The organism is Bradyrhizobium huanghuaihaiense (genome assembly GCF_007830635.1).
Classification (GTDB): Bacteria; Pseudomonadota; Alphaproteobacteria; order Rhizobiales; family Xanthobacteraceae; genus Bradyrhizobium; species Bradyrhizobium huanghuaihaiense.
The window spans coordinates 197,789-212,467 of record NZ_VLLA01000012.1; the positions used below are offsets into that span (position 1 = coordinate 197,789).

Genomic DNA, 14,679 nt, shown 5'->3' on the forward strand with positions numbered 1-14,679 from the left:
TTCCCGCGGAGACGAGCCATGCCACATCCTGCCATCGTCAAAGACAATGTTGCCGTCATCACCGGCGGCGCGTCCGGCATCGGATTTGCCGCCGCCATGGCCTTCGCGCGGGCCGGCATGAAGGTGTGCGTCGCTGATGTCGACGAGGCGCGGCTGGCGGAGGCCGCAACAAAACTGTCATCCGTCACGTCTGCCACACATGTGATGACGTTCGCGGTCGATGTCAGCCGTGCCGAAAGCCTGATGGAACTGGAACGCGCCGTGGGCGCGCATTACGGCGGCACCGACGTCCTCATGAACAATGCCGGGATCCAGCCCGGCAGCACGCTGTTCGGCGAGCCGGACCATTGGCAGCGCATCATCGGCGTCAACATGTGGGGCATCATCAACGGCTCCCGCATCTTCGCACCCAACATGATCGCGCGCGGCAGGGCCGGTCTCATCATCAACACCGGCTCCAAGCAGGGCATCACGACCCCGCCGGGCGATCCCGCCTACAATGTGTCGAAGGCCGGCGTGAAGGCCTTCACGGAAGCGCTCCAGCACGAGCTGCGCAATACCAGCGATTGCCACATCACCGCGCATTTGCTGATTCCCGGCTTCGTCTTCACCGGCCTGACCGCGAAGGGCCGCACCGAAAAGCCGGCCGGCGCCTGGACGCCGGAGCAGACCGTGGATTTCATGCTGGCACGGCTGGAGGCCGGCGACTTCTACATCCTGTGTCCCGATAATGACGTGCCGCGCGCGCTGGACGAAAAGCGCATGCTCTGGGCCGCCGGCGACATCGTCGAGAACCGCCCGCCGCTGTCGCGCTGGCACCCGGACTATGCGGATGCGTTCAAGAGGTTTGTGACGGGCGACTGACTATTTGACCCTCATGGTGAGGAGCGCGCCCTTGCGCGCGTCTCGAACCATGCAGGCCCGTCTCGGGCCTCGATCCTTCGAGACGCCCGCTTTCGGCGGGCTCCTCAGGATGAGGAGTTAGAGCGTCTCTTGCTTGTGCCCGCAATTCTTGCAGGCGAACTTGACGCGGGTCTGGCCTTTTTCCGCCTGTACCCGGTTCGGCGCGCCGCACTTGCCGCAGACCGCCTCGATGCGGGTCGAGCCCTGCTTGACGACGATGGTCTTCTTTTCCATCGATTCGCGGATCAGGCGCTCGGCCTCCTCACGCAGGGATTGTTTCGACAAAGCTCATCTCCGCCTCTGAAAGCGCGAGAGCCATATCGCACCTGCTTTGAAATCACAATGCGAGATCCGTCATTCCGGGATGGTCCGCAGGACCAGACCTCAGGTGCGCAACCGCGCACCATAGCTCGCGCTTCGCGCGCCCCGGAATGACGGGGGTGTGTCACACCTCGACAATCACGTAGCTGTCTTCGACATGCACCGGAAACGTCTCGGCAACATAGGGGCCCTTCTGCAATTCCTCGCCGCGCTCCACCGCGACCGGATATGACCGGATCTTGACGCGTTTCGGATCGAACCAGGACTGGCCGTTGCGCATGTCGAACTCCCAGCCGTGCCAGGGACAGCGCAGCATCTCGCCGACGCGTGATCGTTCATAGACGCCGGGCTCGGGCGAGGTCAGCCGCGCCACGCAGGCGGCCTTCTCCAGCGGCGCGCCCTCGTGCGGGCAGCGGTTCAGCAGCGCGAAGAACTCGCCATTGACGTGGAACACGACGATGTCGCGGCCGGCGATCTCGACGACCTTGTTGCCGCCGGGCGGGATCTCCGAAGTGGTCGCGACGATGTGACGGGCCATGCGGGTCTCAGAACTTGTAGACCGCACGCGCATTGGTGCTGAAGATCTTCTTCCGCTCGACCTCCGTGAGCGGCGTCTTGAAGGCGAAGCGCGGATCATCGAAGTCCCAGTGCGGATAGTCCGACGAGAACAACAGACGGTCGATGCCGACCCATTCGATCAGCGCGCGCAGATGCCGCGCCTCGTCCGGCTCGTCGATCGGCTGCGTCGTGAACCAGAAGGTTTCACGCACATATTCCGATGGCTTGCGCTTCAAATGCGGCACTTCGCTACGGAAACGTTCAAAGTGCTGGTCCATGCGCCACACCGCCGACGGAATCCAGCCGAAACCGCCTTCGATGAAGACGATCTTCAGCTTTGGGAAACGTTCCGGCACACCCTCGATCACGAGACTCGCCAGCTGCGCCGCGATGGTATGCGCGTTGGACTGATGCTCCTCGACATAATAGGACGGCCAGCCGCCGCCGGTCGGCGCATGTCCGCCATAGCCGCCGACATGGATGCCGAGCGGCAGGCCCAATTCCTGGGCGCGCTCGTAGATCGGCCAGTAACGGCGGCGGCCGAGCGGCTCGTTGGCGCGCGGCGAGACGTTGATCTGGATGTACTCGCCGACTTTCGCGCAGCGCTCGATCTCGGCAATGGCGAGATCCACCCCGTCCTGCCCGACCAGGATCGACGCCTTCAGGCGCGAATCGCGGTGCGACCAGAATGCGAGCTGCCAGTCGTTGATGGCGCGCTGGATCGCGGCGCCGAACTCCAGATTCTGCTGCGAGAAGATGAAGAGATCGAGCACCTGCAGGATGCCGAACTCGACGTCGAGCGGATCGAGATGCTGCTTCTGCATAAAGGCGAGATCGGAGCCGGGCGGCCCGCCGGTCGGCGGCCAGGCATCGCGCCGCGCGATCAGCGGCGAGGAGCGCGGATAGGGCGTGGTGAAGAGATAGGGCGTGCGCAGATGGCTGCCATATTCCTTCAAATGCTGCTGCCAGCGTTTCGGCAGGAACTCGTTGAGGTCGTCGACCGAGTGCAGGCTCGGATGCACGTCGCAATCGACGATGCGCAGCTTTGATGCGGCAGGCTTCTCGTCGTCGCGCAGCGGACGGTCGATGACCTCACTCATGCGAAACCTCCGGAATTAGTTAGCGAGGGACAGCCGCGGAAACGTCTTCAGCGGATTGTCGACGCACATCTTCGCGATCAGGCTCTTCGGCAGGTTCGGCGGGATCGGATCGTCGCCGTCGAACTGCCAGTGCGGATAGTCGGACGCGAACAGGAACATTTTTTCCGAGCCGATCTGGTCGATGATCTCCTCGACGCTCCTGGCATTATCAGGCGCATCGAACGGCTGCATGGTGACGCGGAAATTGTCGCGAATGATCGATGCGGGCTCGCGCTCGACCCAGGGCACCTCGACGCGGACGCCGCGCCAGGTCTTGTTGGCGCGCCACATGAAGGAGGGCAGCCAGCTGACGCCCGACTCCATCAGCACGACCTTCAGGTCGGGAAATTTGCCGAACACGCCCTCGTAGATCAGGCTGAGGATCTGCGCCTGAAACGCCTGGGCCTCGACGAAGTAATATTCGTAGCGATGCGACGGCCAGCCGGCCGAGCTCGGCGCCTGCCGATATTGCGTGCCGGCATGGATCGCGAGCGGCAGCTTGTACTTCTCCGCGAGCCGGTAGACCGGCCAGAAATGCCGCCGTCCCAGCAGCGTCTCGCCCTGCGCCAGCACCAGGATGGAGACGAAGCGGTTGTCGCCGGCGCGGCGCTCGATCTCGTCGATCGCGAGATCCGGCGCCTGCATCGGCACCACGATGGAGGCGCGCAGGCGTTCGTCGCGCGACAGCCACTCGGCGGCGATCCAGTCGTTGATGGCCTTGCAGAAGTCGGCTGCCATATAGGCGTCGAACACGGCCTGCGCGCCATAGAGCACGTTGAGGATGGCGTGGCTCGCCCCCAGCTGGTCGAACGCGCCCTTCTGCACCATGGCGAGATCCGAGCCTGGCTTGGCGCCATTGGCCGGCCGCCAGTCGGCGCGGCCCGAAAGCGGCATGCTCGGCGGATAGGAGGTGAGATCGAGCCCGTCGATGGCGCGGCTCACCACCTGCTCTTTCCAGTGATCACTGAGATAGGGAAGCAGCGTCGTGCGCGTGCCACCAACAGCCGGATGGATGTCGCAGTCGATCCGCGTCGCCGCCATATAGGTTTCCTCGGAGGTTTCCTCGCACAGTCTTTATTGGCGGCGTTCTTCGCGCCGCCCGGACAGAGTGCGTCGGCCGGCGCCGCTGCGCAAGGCCGCGCGCCCGCGCGATCCGTCATGGCTCGGTTGCATTTCGCAGGCGCGATATGCGGATCAGGCACGCGGTGGATGCTCCGGCACCCACCGCGTCAGACTGCAGGCCGCGGCGTGCTCTCGCCTCAAGCCGCCTTGGAAACCTCCATCAGCAGCCGCTCGGCCTTGGCATCCTCGATGCGGTTCACCAGCCGGCTGCTCTCGTGATTGTCGCGCACGGTCTTGGTCAGCGTGATGCAGGTCTGGATCAGCATCACGATGCCCATGGCGAGATAGCCCTTCATCCAGAGGTCGATCGGCAGGAAGAAGACGCCGATGGCGACGAGGAAGGCGGAGGCTGCGAAGGACACGTAGGTGAAGGTGACCCAGGCGCTGCTATGGGGCTGGCCGTTCTGGTTCATGATGATCTCCTATTGGTTTAAATGATGATGAAATCTGAGTTCAGGCCGTCTGTGTGCGCTTGGACTTCAACCGCGCCAGCACGTCGTCCGCGGTCGTCTTGAGCCGGGGGCCAAAACCCTGCTCGGCAAGTCGCTCGGCAGTAGCGAGGGGACCCGTGGCCGCATCGAGCTCGACCAGTGCGTCGTCGGCAGCCTGGGCTTCCATCTGCCGCTCGCGCAGACGCCTCAAGGTGCTCTCGGCTTCCGGCAGCGTGGATTCGTAAGGACGCGCCGCCTCGATGCCGCTGCGGCGGAGCGAGCGCACCGCTTCCGAGGCACGGGCGAGGCGTCGGCCGCGATCGAGCTCGGTGATGCGGGCTTGCGCGTTGGTCACGTGCCGCTTCAGCCTGATGATCTCGGTCGCGAACAGCGCGCGTGCTGTCATCGCCGCATCACGATCGGCTTCGAGGCCTGCGATGGCTTCGGCCGCTTCCTTGGCGAGATCCTCGCGGCCGCCATCGAGCGCGGCCACCGCGCGGGTCTCGAGATCGGCGATACGGGCGCAGGTCGCCTCGAGCTTGCGGCCCTCCTGCTGGTCCTGCGCAATCGCCAGCGCCAGCGTCCGCTTGCTGCGTTCGAGGGCGGCGGCGGCATCGCGCATCTGCTGGTCGAGGATCAGCAGGGCCGTACGGTCCTCCAGCTCCTCGCCCGCGGCGGCCACGCTGCCGCGGAAAAGTGTCACGACGGTCTTGAACATGGTCTGCTCCCTGTTTATGAGCGTTGCTCACAAATGCTTTGTAGCAGGAAATCTGAACAACGTTCAATAAATATTTGAGCGGCGCTCAAGAATTTGGTTAAGAATGACTAAGGCCCTGGAACGTCGAGAGAAATTGCGGGTCGACCTGATCCGGGCGGCCGAGCAGATGATCGCTGAGCGGGGTTTGTCGGGCCTGAAAACCCGCGATCTGGCCCGCGAGATCGGCTGCGCCAACGGCGCGGTCTACAATCTCGTCGCTGATGTGGACGAGCTGGTTCTACGCGTCGGCTCGCGCACGCTGCATCGCCTCGATGAGGCGCTCAGCGCGGCGGAAAGCACCGGTAATCCCTCGCCCCAGGAGACCCTGGTCCGGATCGCCATTGCCTATTGCGATTTCGCCGCCGAAAACCTCGAGCTCTGGCGCGCATTGTTCGAGCACCGCATGGCGGCCGACAAGATCCTCCCCGACTGGTCCGTCAACGACCAGCTGCAGTTGTTCCGCCACATCTATCATCCGCTGGCGCTGCTGCTTCCCGAGCGCGGCCGGGAGGAGCTCGGCATCACCGCGCGCAGCCTGTTCTCGGCCGTGCACGGCATGGTGGCGCTGGGACTGGAGCAAAGGCTGGTCGCGGTGCCGCTACCGGCGCTACGCAAGGAGATCGCAGGCCTCGTCCGCGCGATGATCGACGGGCTGGTCGCGCGCGCGAAGTAAAAAGGATCGGCGGCTTCTGACTAAAATTTCGCCTGTCGCATCGCCAGTAGCGCGCTTAGCCTCCGGGCCGTCCCTCACCTCTCCCCGGAGTTCCTCATGCCCCTCCTCATCCGCGGCGGCACCGTCGTCAATCACGATCATTCGCGCCGCGCGGACGTGCTGATCGACGGCGAGACCATCGTCGCGATGGGCGCATCGATCGAGGCGCCGGCAGGTACCGAGATCGTCGATGCCGGCGGCGCCTACGTCATCCCGGGCGGGATCGATCCGCACACCCATCTCGAAATGCCGTTCATGGGCACCGTGACCGCCGACGATTTCGAATCGGGAACCAAGGCTGCGCTCACCGGCGGCACTACGATGGTGGTGGATTTCTGCCTGCCCGATCCCGGCCAGTCCATGCTGGCAGCCTATCAGGAGTGGCGGCACAAATCCGAGAAAGCGGCCAGCGACTACGGCTTCCACATGGCGGTCACGTCGTGGTCGAAGCAGATCTATGACGAGATGGAGACCGTGGTCAAAACCTACGGCATCAACACCTTCAAGCATTTCATGGCCTACAAGGGCGCGCTGATGGTGAACGACGACGAGCTCTACAACTCGTTCGCGCGCTGCGCTCATCTCGGCGCGATGCCCGTCGTCCATGCGGAGAACGGCGACGTCGTCGCCCTGATGCAGGAGGCGCTGATCGCGCGCGGCGTCACCGGCCCGGAGGGCCACGCCTATTCACGGCCGCCGGAGGTCGAGGGCGAAGCCACCAACCGCGCCATCATGATCGCGGATATGACGGGCACACCGGTCTATATCGTGCACACCAGCTGCCGCGAGGCGCATGAGGCGATCGCCCGCGCGCGGGCCGCCGGCAAGCGCGTCTATGGCGAGCCGCTGATCCAGCATCTGCTGCTGGATGAGAGTGAATACCAGAACAAGGACTGGGATCATTCCGCGCAGCGCGTGATGTCGCCGCCGTTCCGCGACAAGCAGCATCAGGACAGCCTCTGGGCCGGCCTGCAAGCCGGTTCGCTCCAGGTGGTCGCGACCGACCATTGTGCCTTCACCACCGAGCAGAAGCGGTTCGGGCTCAGCGATTTCAGAAAAATCCCGAACGGCACCGGCGGCCTCGAAGATCGTCTCGCGCTATTGTGGACCGCGGGCGTCGCCACCGGACGGCTGACCAAGGAAGAGTTTGTCGCGGTGACCTCGGCGAACATCGCCCGCATTCTCAACATCTATCCGCGCAAGGGCGCGGTCGCCGTCGGCTCGGATGCCGATATCGTGGTGTGGGATCCCACGGCGAGCAAGACCATCAGCGCCAAGCGACAGATGAGCAAGATCGATTACAACGTGTTCGAAGGCTTTGCCTGCACCGGCGGGCCGGCCGCGACGCTGTCGCGCGGCCGCGTCGTCTGGAAGGAAGGTGATCTGCGCGCCGAAGCCGGCGACGGCCGCTATATCGAACGCCCGGCCTTCTCGCCGGTGCATGTGGCGAATTCCACCTGGAAGGAGCTGACCGCCCCGCGCGCGGTCGCACGCGGCGCGGTGACGCCGTAGCGCGTTCGGGCGCAAGGCATGTGACACCTTGAAGCGCGCCGATGGCACACGCCTTGCCTCTCGATGTCGGATCATTCTCTGACGGAGGCCACGATGAGCGATGCACCCCACCATATGACCCGGCGCGACGTGGTGCTTGGCGGCGTCGGCGCCGCCGGTATGGCAGCATTTGCTCCACGTCTCGCATGGGCGCAGGGCCGAGCCGAGACGTTGCTGGTGGTGCAGGAGCTCGGGCCGAACTCGCTGGACATGCAGGGCGTCGGCTCCAACCAGACCGTGAACGGCCTGTCCTGGAATTGCTACGACCGTCTGCTGACCTATGCCTCGAAGACGCTGCCCGATGGGACGACGTCGTACGACCGCGAGAAGCTCGCGCCTGAACTTGCCGAGAGCTGGGAGGTCGCGGCCGACGGCATGTCCTGCACCTTTAGGCTTCGCAAGGACGCCAAATTCCACGACGGCACGCCCGTTACCGCCAAAGACGTCAAATGGTCGTTCGACCGCGCCGTGAAGGTTGGCGGCTTCCCGACCTTCCAGATGTCGGCGGGGTCGCTGGAGAAGCCCGAGCAGTTCGTGATGGTCGACGACCACACCTTCCGCATCGACTATGTCCGCAAGGACAAGATGCTGCTGTTCAACGTCGCCGTGGTCGTGCCCTTCATCATCAATTCCGAGCTGGCGAAGAAGAACGCGACGGCAGAAGATCCATGGGCGTTGGCTTGGCTCAGGAACAACGAAGCCGGCGGTGGCGCCTACAAGATCGAGAGCTGGAAGCCGGGCAGCGAGACCGTGCTGGCGCGCTTCGACGACTGGAAGAGCGGGCCGCTGCCGAAGGTCAAGCGCGTGATCGCGCGCGACGTTCCCTCCGCCGGCACCCGCCGCGCCATGCTGGAGCGGGGCGATGCTGACATCTCGAGCGGCTTTGCGCCCCGCGACTTCGAGCAGATTATCAAAGAGGGCAAGGTCAAGGTCTCGGGCGTGCCGATCCCGAATGCGCTCTGGTACGTCGCGCTCAACACGGCAAAGCCGCCGTTCGATAATGCCAAGCTGCGTCAGGCCATCGCCTGGGCGATGCCTTATGAGCAGATCCAGACCAGCGCCTTTTTCGGCCGCGCCGTTCCCATGTACGGCGGCGCGGCTGACGTCTCAAAGCCGGTCTGGCCGCAGCCGTTTCCCTATGTCACCGATCTCGACAAGGCCAAAGCGCTGATGAAGGAGGCAGGCTTCGAATCCGGCCTGGAGACGACGCTGTCGCTGGACACGGGCACGGCCACCGTCGGCGAGCCGACCGCGATCCTGATCCAGGAGAGCCTCGCCAAGATCGGCATCAAGGCGGGAATCGAAAAGATCCCCGGCGCGAACTGGCGCACGACGCTGAACAAGAAGGAGCTGCCGCTCGCGCTCAACCGCTTCAGCGGCTGGCTGGATTATCCCGAATATTACTTCTACTGGAATTTCCACGGCAACAACTCGATCTTCAACATCTCCTCCTACCAGAACAAGCAGATGGACGCGCTGATCGACAAGGCGCGCTTCACCACGGATGCCGCGGAATACGACAGATGCGTGAAGGATTTCATCGCGCTCTGCATGCGCGACGTTCCCGTCATTCCGCTCAACCAGCCGATCCACGACGTCGCCATGCAGAAGGGCGTCAGCGGCTACGAATTCTGGTTCCATCGCGAACCGGACTACCGCCAGTTCGCCAAAGGCTAGTTCTGACGTGCAATGCTGATTACGCCTGGAGTTGCTCGCGCCTGCGCGTTCGGAAAGCCGCGCTCCAGCCGCGCCGCGCTCGCATGCAGCATCGCCGCATCGAGCCTGCCCTGCCGCGATCCCTCCAGGGCGCAGGCAAAGACCCGGTAGAACTGCGCGCCATCATACGCGACCAGCAGCAGATCGACGCCGGCATTGATCGCCTCGACCACGGCCTTGCAGACGTCGTTCTGGTAGATCGCGCCCATCACGAGATCGTCGGTCATCACCATGCCCTGGTAGCCCCATTTGCCGCGAATGATCCCATCGACGACGCGCTTGGAATGCGAGGCGGCGCGATCGGAATCGACGGCCGTGAGCGTGACATGGCCTACCATCAGCGCGCTACGCGAATGCGACAGCACTTCGCGGAACGGCAGCCAGTCGGTCGCCTCCAGCTCCTTCACCGGCGTGTTGAGACTGGCGCTGAAATGATGCGTGTCGGTGCGCACGCGGCCGATGCCGGGAAAATGCTTGAGCGTGGCGCCGACGCCTGACCCTTCCAGTCCGCGGACATAAGCGCTCGCGATCGTGCTGACGACGACGGGATCGGTCGCGATCGCGCGCTGGCCGATCAGGGTGTGGAAATCGAGACGGTTGCGCCGCTGCAGCGGCTTGAGGTCGAGCACCGGTGCAAGATTGAGGTTGACGCCGAGGCCCGCGAGCTCGCGGCCGTGGATGCGGCCGAACTCTTCGGCCTTGGCCTGCTGCTCGTCGGGAGCAAGCCCGGTGAGCGTCGCCAGCGCCGGCAGCTTTGTCAGCGGCGGCGCGAGATGCCCGACGATGCCGCCCTCCTGGTCTGCCGCCACGACCAGCGGCGGCAGGCCGGCTGCGCGCCGCTTGTCCTGAAGCGCCGCGATCTCGGCCCGCAGCGCCTCGATGGTCCGGCCGCGGATGTTGTGCCGGGTGACATAGACGCCGCCAATCAGACCTTGCTCGGCCAAACGCGCGACGTCGGGAAAGGAGGAATAGCCGACCATGAAGTGCGGCCCGAGCTGGCGCGCCTCGGCGGCGCTGACGGCAAGGACATCGTGCTTGCGCAGCTCGAACTTCAGATGCGCGGCGGACATCAGCAGCGGCGGCAGGCACCAGAGTATGACGAGCAGCTTGCCCGCGATGCTGCGCCATCGCCCTCTGCGCAGCAGGACGATGACGATCATGATGCTTGCGGCGACAAGCGCGATGTTTCCGCCGCCACGCAGCGGGACCAGATAGGGATCGTTCTTGTTCGCGGCCGCGAATGCAACGACGGGCGCGGCGAGCCAGAGCAGGATGAGACCGATACGGCGAAGGAATTGCATGATGCACCACATGCGATGGTGATGAATGCTTCGCACCTATCAAGGCGATCTGCGCTGCGCGAGAGGCAAAAGCGCACCTGCACGAAAACTGCAAAAGACTCCTGAAACCGTGCAGACGAAGGCCCCGGCTTCTGCGCAAGCGCAGTGCAGACTGCACGATATCGATATTCACGAAAGGTCATTTGCGCATGACGAGCCTGGCTACGACGCCGACGACGGACATCCAGCCGATCAGGCCTTCGACAATATCAGTCAAGCTCGCGATGGCGCTGGTGCTCGCCGCGCTCGCCGACTGGCTGTTCTATGGCCAGCGGGCCGGGCTGTCGCTGGTGATCTTTGCAGTCGCGATCGTCTGCGCCTCGCTGCTCGCCAACCACGCATCCCTGGACATCCGCCGCGCGGCAATCGGCGCCGCCGTCATCGTCCTCGGTCTCGTGCCTGCCATCGAAGAGCTCAACACGCTTTCGTTCCTGATCCTCATTGCAGCGCTGGTCATCGCCCTGCTGCTGGCAACCAATCCTGAAACGACCGGCCTTGCCGACCGCGCCCGCGCGCTGCGAAACTTCGTCCTGTTCGGCCCCTTCAGAGTCTTCCCCGACGCGCTCCAGGTCTTCAACATGTCGGCGTTCACCCGCGGCATCGCGCTGTGGCTGATGCCGGTGGTGCTGGGCACCGTGTTCGTCGCGCTGTTCGCTGCCGCCAATCCCGTGATCGAGCAATGGGTCTCGCTGCTCAATCCAAAAATCATCCTCGACTATGTCAGCGTCCCGCGCGTGTTGTTCTGGGTCCTGATGCTGGCGCTGGTCTGGCCGTTCATCCACGTGCGCTGGCGGCGCAGGAAGATTGCCGCAGCCGCCCAAACCGATGTCACGGAGCCGGAGCCGCTTGCGCCCTTCGTCTCGCCGGAGTTTCTGGGTCCCTCCTCCATCCTGCGCTCGCTGATCCTGTTCAACCTGCTGTTCGCGGCGCAGTCCGTGCTCGACGGCATCTATCTCTGGGGCCATGTGGCCCTGCCCGACAACATGACTTATGCGGCCTACGCCCACCGCGGCGCCTATCCGCTGATCGTGACCGCCCTGCTCGCCGCGGCCTTCGTGCTGGTCGCGATGAGCCCCGGTGGCCCGGCCGAGAAGTCGAATGTGATCCGCCCGCTGGTCTATCTCTGGGTCGGGCAGAACGTGCTGCTGGTCGCCTCCTCCATCCTTCGGCTCGATCTCTATGTCGGCATTTACATGCTGACCTATTGGCGGATCGCGGCCTTCATCTGGATGGGACTGGTGGCGCTGGGACTGATCCTCATCGTCGCGCGCATCGCGCTCAACCGCACCAACCGGTGGCTCGTCTGCGCCAATCTGATCGCGTTAACGATCGTGCTGTACAGTGTTTCGCTGCTGAACTTCGATGCGTTCATTGCCGACTACAATCTGAAGCACAGCAGTGAAACAGGGGGCAAGGGCGTGAAGATCGACGCCGACTATCTCCTCACATTGGGCCCGCAGGCGCTGCCTGCGATCGACAGGGTCATCGCGCTTCGCGGCGGCGATTACTGCCTTGCGGGACGTCGAGATCGGCTTGTAGAAAGTCAGCGGCAGGATCTGGCCTGGCGGGCCTGGGGTTTTCGCAGCTGGCGGCTGCAGCGTCGCCTCGATGCTCAGGCCAAAAGCCAGCCCGGCAGTCAGCCGGCAGGGTGAGCGGAGAGTTTCTTGGCGAATCGCATTCTCATCGTCGACGACGAGGGCCACATCCGCGAGGTCATCCGCGTCGCCCTGAAGAAGGCCGGCATGGACGTGATCGAGGCGCGCGACGGCAAGGAGGCGCTGAGCCGCTTTGCCGCCGACAGGCCCGATCTCATCGTGCTCGACATCGGGATGCCCGAGTTCGACGGCCTCGACGTCTGCCGCGAGATCCGCAAAGGCTCGGACGTGCCGATCCTGTTCCTGTCGGCGCGCGACGAGGAGATCGACCGCATCCTCGGCCTCGAGATCGGCGGCGACGATTACGTGACCAAGCCGTTCAGCCCGCGCGAGCTGGTGGCGCGGGTCAACGTCATCCTGCGTCGCCTCAGCCCGCGCAATGGCGAGGCCAAAACAAGTCCGGCTGCGCTGGTGCAAGGCGGCCTGCTGATCGATCCCGAGCAGCACGTGGCGACCTTCGCCGGCACGCCGCTGAAGCTCACCGCGATCGAGTTCGGCATCCTGCGCGCCTTCCTGACCCGGCCGACCTCGGTGTTCAACCGCGAGCAGCTGATGCGGGCGGCCTACCAGCTCAACATCCAGGTCTCCGACCGCACCATCGACAGCCACATCCGCAACATCCGCGCCAAGCTCGCGGCGCTCGCCTGCGACAACGTCATCGAGACCATCCACGGCGTCGGCTTCAAGCTCGGCCGCTGCGAGAAAGAGGCATGAGCGCGGCGCCTGACAAATGGCGCCCGTCGCTGGGGCTGGTGATCTTCGCGGTGCTGACGACCGTCGGCGTGCTGCCGCTGGTCGGCCTGTTCTTCTTCCGTCTCTACGACAACCAGCTGATCCGCCAGACCCAGGCCGAGCTGATTGCGCAGAGCCGCGTGCTGGCGACGATCTATGCGCAGGAGGTCACGGCAAGGCTCGGCAGCGGCCTCGCACTCGGCCCCGAAGTGCCGCCGAACGTGCTGCCCGATCCCGGCGACCAGGTCACCCCGATCCGGCCCGCGCTCGACCTCACCGCCAACGACCTGCTGCGGCGGCGGCCGGATGCGCTGCCCGCGCCCCGGCCGGCGCAAGCAGCCTACGTCGAGATCGGCGCCAAACTGACGCCGATCATTCGCGAGACCCAGAAGGTGACGCTGGCCGGCTTTCGCATTCTCGATCCGCAGGGCGTGGTGATCGCCGGGCGGCAGGAGGTCGGGCAGTCGCTTGCCCATATCGAGGAGGTCGCGGACGCACTGCACGGGCAGTACCGGGCCACCTTGCGCAACCGCGTGCCGGACAAGCCGCCGCCGCCGATCTATTCCTTCAGCCGCGGCCTCGGCGTGCACGTGTTCTCGGCGATGCCCGTCATCGTCAACAACCGCGTCGCCGGCGTGATCTACACCACGCGGACGCCGAGCAACATTTTCGATCATCTCTATCAGGAGCGGGCTAAGTTCGTGCTGGCGGGGCTGGCCGTGATCCTCGGCACGATCGCGATCGGCCTCGTGTTCTCGCGCACCATCACGCTGCCGATGCGCGAGCTGATCGACCGCGCCGCCAGAATCGGCCGCGGCGACCGCGAGGCGTTCAGGCCGCTCCGGCACTACGGCACGCGGGAGTTCGCGCAGCTCTCGCACAGCTTCCTCGGCATGGCCGAGCAGCTGGCACGGCGCTCCGACTACATCGCGACGTTCTCGGCCCACCTCACCCACGAGCTGAAATCGCCGCTGACCTCGATCAAGGGCGCAGCCGAGCTGTTGCAGGATTCGGTTCAGGGCAAGGCCGGCAGCCTGACACCGGCCGAGCAGACCACGTTCATCGCCAACATCCTGTCCGACACGCAGCGACTCGAAGCGATGGCGCAGCGGCTGCGGGAGCTCGCCCGCGCCGAGAGCCTGCCGCAGAACGAGCGCACCGAGCTTGCGCCCGTGATCGCCGACCTCAGGAACAGGTTTCCGGCAAGCGCGATCGAAGCCAGCGGCAGCCTCGACCGGGCGATCGGCATGTCCTCGGAGAAGGCGCTGATCGTGCTGTCACACCTCACTGACAACGCGGTGCGGCACAAGGCCGGGACAATCAGGCTGGAGGCGGTCGACGCGCGGACGACCCTGCTTGTGACGGTCAGCAATGACGGCGAGCCGATTTCGGCACCCAACCGCGACAGGATCTTCGATGCGTTCTTCACCACCCGGCGCGACCAGGGCGGGACCGGAATGGGGCTGGCGATCGCGCGTGCGGTGATGGCGAGCCATGGCGGCTCGATCAGGCTCAAGCCCACTGACGAGGGCGCGGCCTTCGAACTCCAGTTTCCGGTGGCCTAGATCGCGAACACCCAGGCGGCGACGATGGTGCCGATGGTGACGAGACCAGCGATGGTCCAGCCGGCGGCGTATTCCAACTCAGGATGACCGGTGGCCCGCATGATCTCTGCCGGATCGGCGGTATGCTTCTCTGCCATGACAGCCTCGCACGTTTCTTCCCGCGTCATTAGATAAGTC

General features: G+C 64.8%; 15 protein-coding genes. 7 read left to right on the plus strand and 8 right to left on the minus strand.

The genetic code is table 11. From position 1 onward, the window contains the following. The first annotated feature begins 18 nt into the window (after positions 1-18). Complete coding sequence (locus IQ16_RS24220) at positions 19-864, plus strand: SDR family NAD(P)-dependent oxidoreductase (protein WP_018648495.1); 846 nt, start codon at positions 19-21, stop codon at positions 862-864. A 117-nt stretch (positions 865-981) separates the two neighbouring features. Here IQ16_RS24220 and IQ16_RS24225 read toward each other — a convergent pair whose 3' ends face one another. From IQ16_RS24225 to IQ16_RS24250, 6 genes are all read right to left on the minus strand, one after another. Continuing rightward, positions 982-1,188 carry a hypothetical protein gene (locus IQ16_RS24225; protein WP_018648496.1) on the minus strand — a complete coding sequence of 69 codons (207 nt, stop codon included), beginning with the start codon at positions 1,186-1,188 and terminating at the stop codon, positions 982-984. A gap of 160 nt (positions 1,189-1,348) precedes the next feature. Then, positions 1,349-1,762 carry a Rieske (2Fe-2S) protein gene (locus IQ16_RS24230; protein WP_026312907.1) on the minus strand — a complete coding sequence of 138 codons (414 nt, stop codon included), beginning with the start codon at positions 1,760-1,762 and terminating at the stop codon, positions 1,349-1,351. Between the two features lie 7 nt (positions 1,763-1,769). Continuing rightward, the gene (locus IQ16_RS24235) at positions 1,770-2,882 is read right to left on the minus strand and encodes an amidohydrolase family protein (protein ID WP_018648498.1); all 1,113 of its coding nucleotides are present in this window, start codon (positions 2,880-2,882) and stop codon (positions 1,770-1,772) included. 15 nt (positions 2,883-2,897) lie between these two features. Then, positions 2,898-3,962, minus strand: coding sequence for an amidohydrolase family protein (locus IQ16_RS24240; protein ID WP_018648499.1), 1,065 nt, complete (start codon positions 3,960-3,962; stop codon positions 2,898-2,900). A 218-nt stretch (positions 3,963-4,180) separates the two neighbouring features. Then, positions 4,181-4,456, minus strand: coding sequence for a YiaA/YiaB family inner membrane protein (locus IQ16_RS24245; RefSeq protein ID WP_018648500.1), 276 nt, complete (start codon positions 4,454-4,456; stop codon positions 4,181-4,183). A 40-nt stretch (positions 4,457-4,496) separates the two neighbouring features. Then, entirely contained in the window at positions 4,497-5,192 is a 696-nt protein-coding gene (locus IQ16_RS24250) for a PspA/IM30 family protein (protein WP_018648501.1), read from the minus strand. A 103-nt stretch (positions 5,193-5,295) separates the two neighbouring features. Here IQ16_RS24250 and IQ16_RS24255 point away from each other — a divergent pair, with 103 nt between their 5' ends. The 3 genes from IQ16_RS24255 (at position 5,296) to IQ16_RS24265 (ending at position 9,171) form a co-directional block, all read left to right on the plus strand. Continuing rightward, entirely contained in the window at positions 5,296-5,904 is a 609-nt protein-coding gene (locus IQ16_RS24255; protein ID WP_018648502.1) for a TetR/AcrR family transcriptional regulator, read from the plus strand. Positions 5,905-6,000: 96 nt separating this feature from the next. After that, a complete protein-coding gene (hydA, locus tag IQ16_RS24260; RefSeq protein ID WP_018648503.1) occupies positions 6,001-7,455 on the plus strand; it encodes a dihydropyrimidinase in 1,455 nt (484 codons plus the stop codon). Positions 7,456-7,548: 93 nt separating this feature from the next. After that, positions 7,549-9,171 (plus strand): ABC transporter substrate-binding protein, encoded by a 1,623-nt coding sequence (locus IQ16_RS24265; RefSeq protein ID WP_026312908.1) that lies wholly within the window; start codon positions 7,549-7,551, stop codon positions 9,169-9,171. On the opposite strand, the gene IQ16_RS24270 is transcribed toward IQ16_RS24265, so the two are convergent. Then, on the minus strand, positions 9,168-10,511 hold the full coding sequence (locus IQ16_RS24270) for a glycoside hydrolase family 3 N-terminal domain-containing protein (RefSeq protein WP_026312909.1): 1,344 nt from the start codon (positions 10,509-10,511) through the stop codon (positions 9,168-9,170). The genes IQ16_RS24265 and IQ16_RS24270 overlap by 4 nt on opposite strands. Positions 10,512-10,699: 188 nt before the next feature. On the opposite strand from IQ16_RS24270, the gene IQ16_RS24275 reads away from it, so the two are divergent. Genes IQ16_RS24275 through IQ16_RS24285 form a run of 3 tightly spaced genes read left to right on the plus strand, consistent with a single transcriptional unit; the run spans position 10,700 to position 14,502 of the window. Then, the gene (locus IQ16_RS24275) at positions 10,700-12,202 is read left to right on the plus strand and encodes a DUF4153 domain-containing protein (RefSeq protein ID WP_018648506.1); all 1,503 of its coding nucleotides are present in this window, start codon (positions 10,700-10,702) and stop codon (positions 12,200-12,202) included. 12 nt (positions 12,203-12,214) lie between these two features. Further along, entirely contained in the window at positions 12,215-12,919 is a 705-nt protein-coding gene (locus tag IQ16_RS24280; RefSeq protein WP_018648507.1) for a response regulator transcription factor, read from the plus strand. Next, on the plus strand, positions 12,916-14,502 hold the full coding sequence (locus tag IQ16_RS24285; RefSeq protein WP_018648508.1) for an ATP-binding protein: 1,587 nt from the start codon (positions 12,916-12,918) through the stop codon (positions 14,500-14,502). Before IQ16_RS24280 ends, IQ16_RS24285 begins: the two co-directional genes overlap by 4 nt. Here the strand turns inward: IQ16_RS24285 and IQ16_RS45805 are convergent. Next, entirely contained in the window at positions 14,499-14,639 is a 141-nt protein-coding gene (locus IQ16_RS45805) for a hypothetical protein (RefSeq protein ID WP_007597071.1), read from the minus strand. The two genes, IQ16_RS24285 and IQ16_RS45805, sit on opposite strands and share 4 nt — an antisense overlap. Positions 14,640-14,679 lie beyond the last annotated feature (40 nt).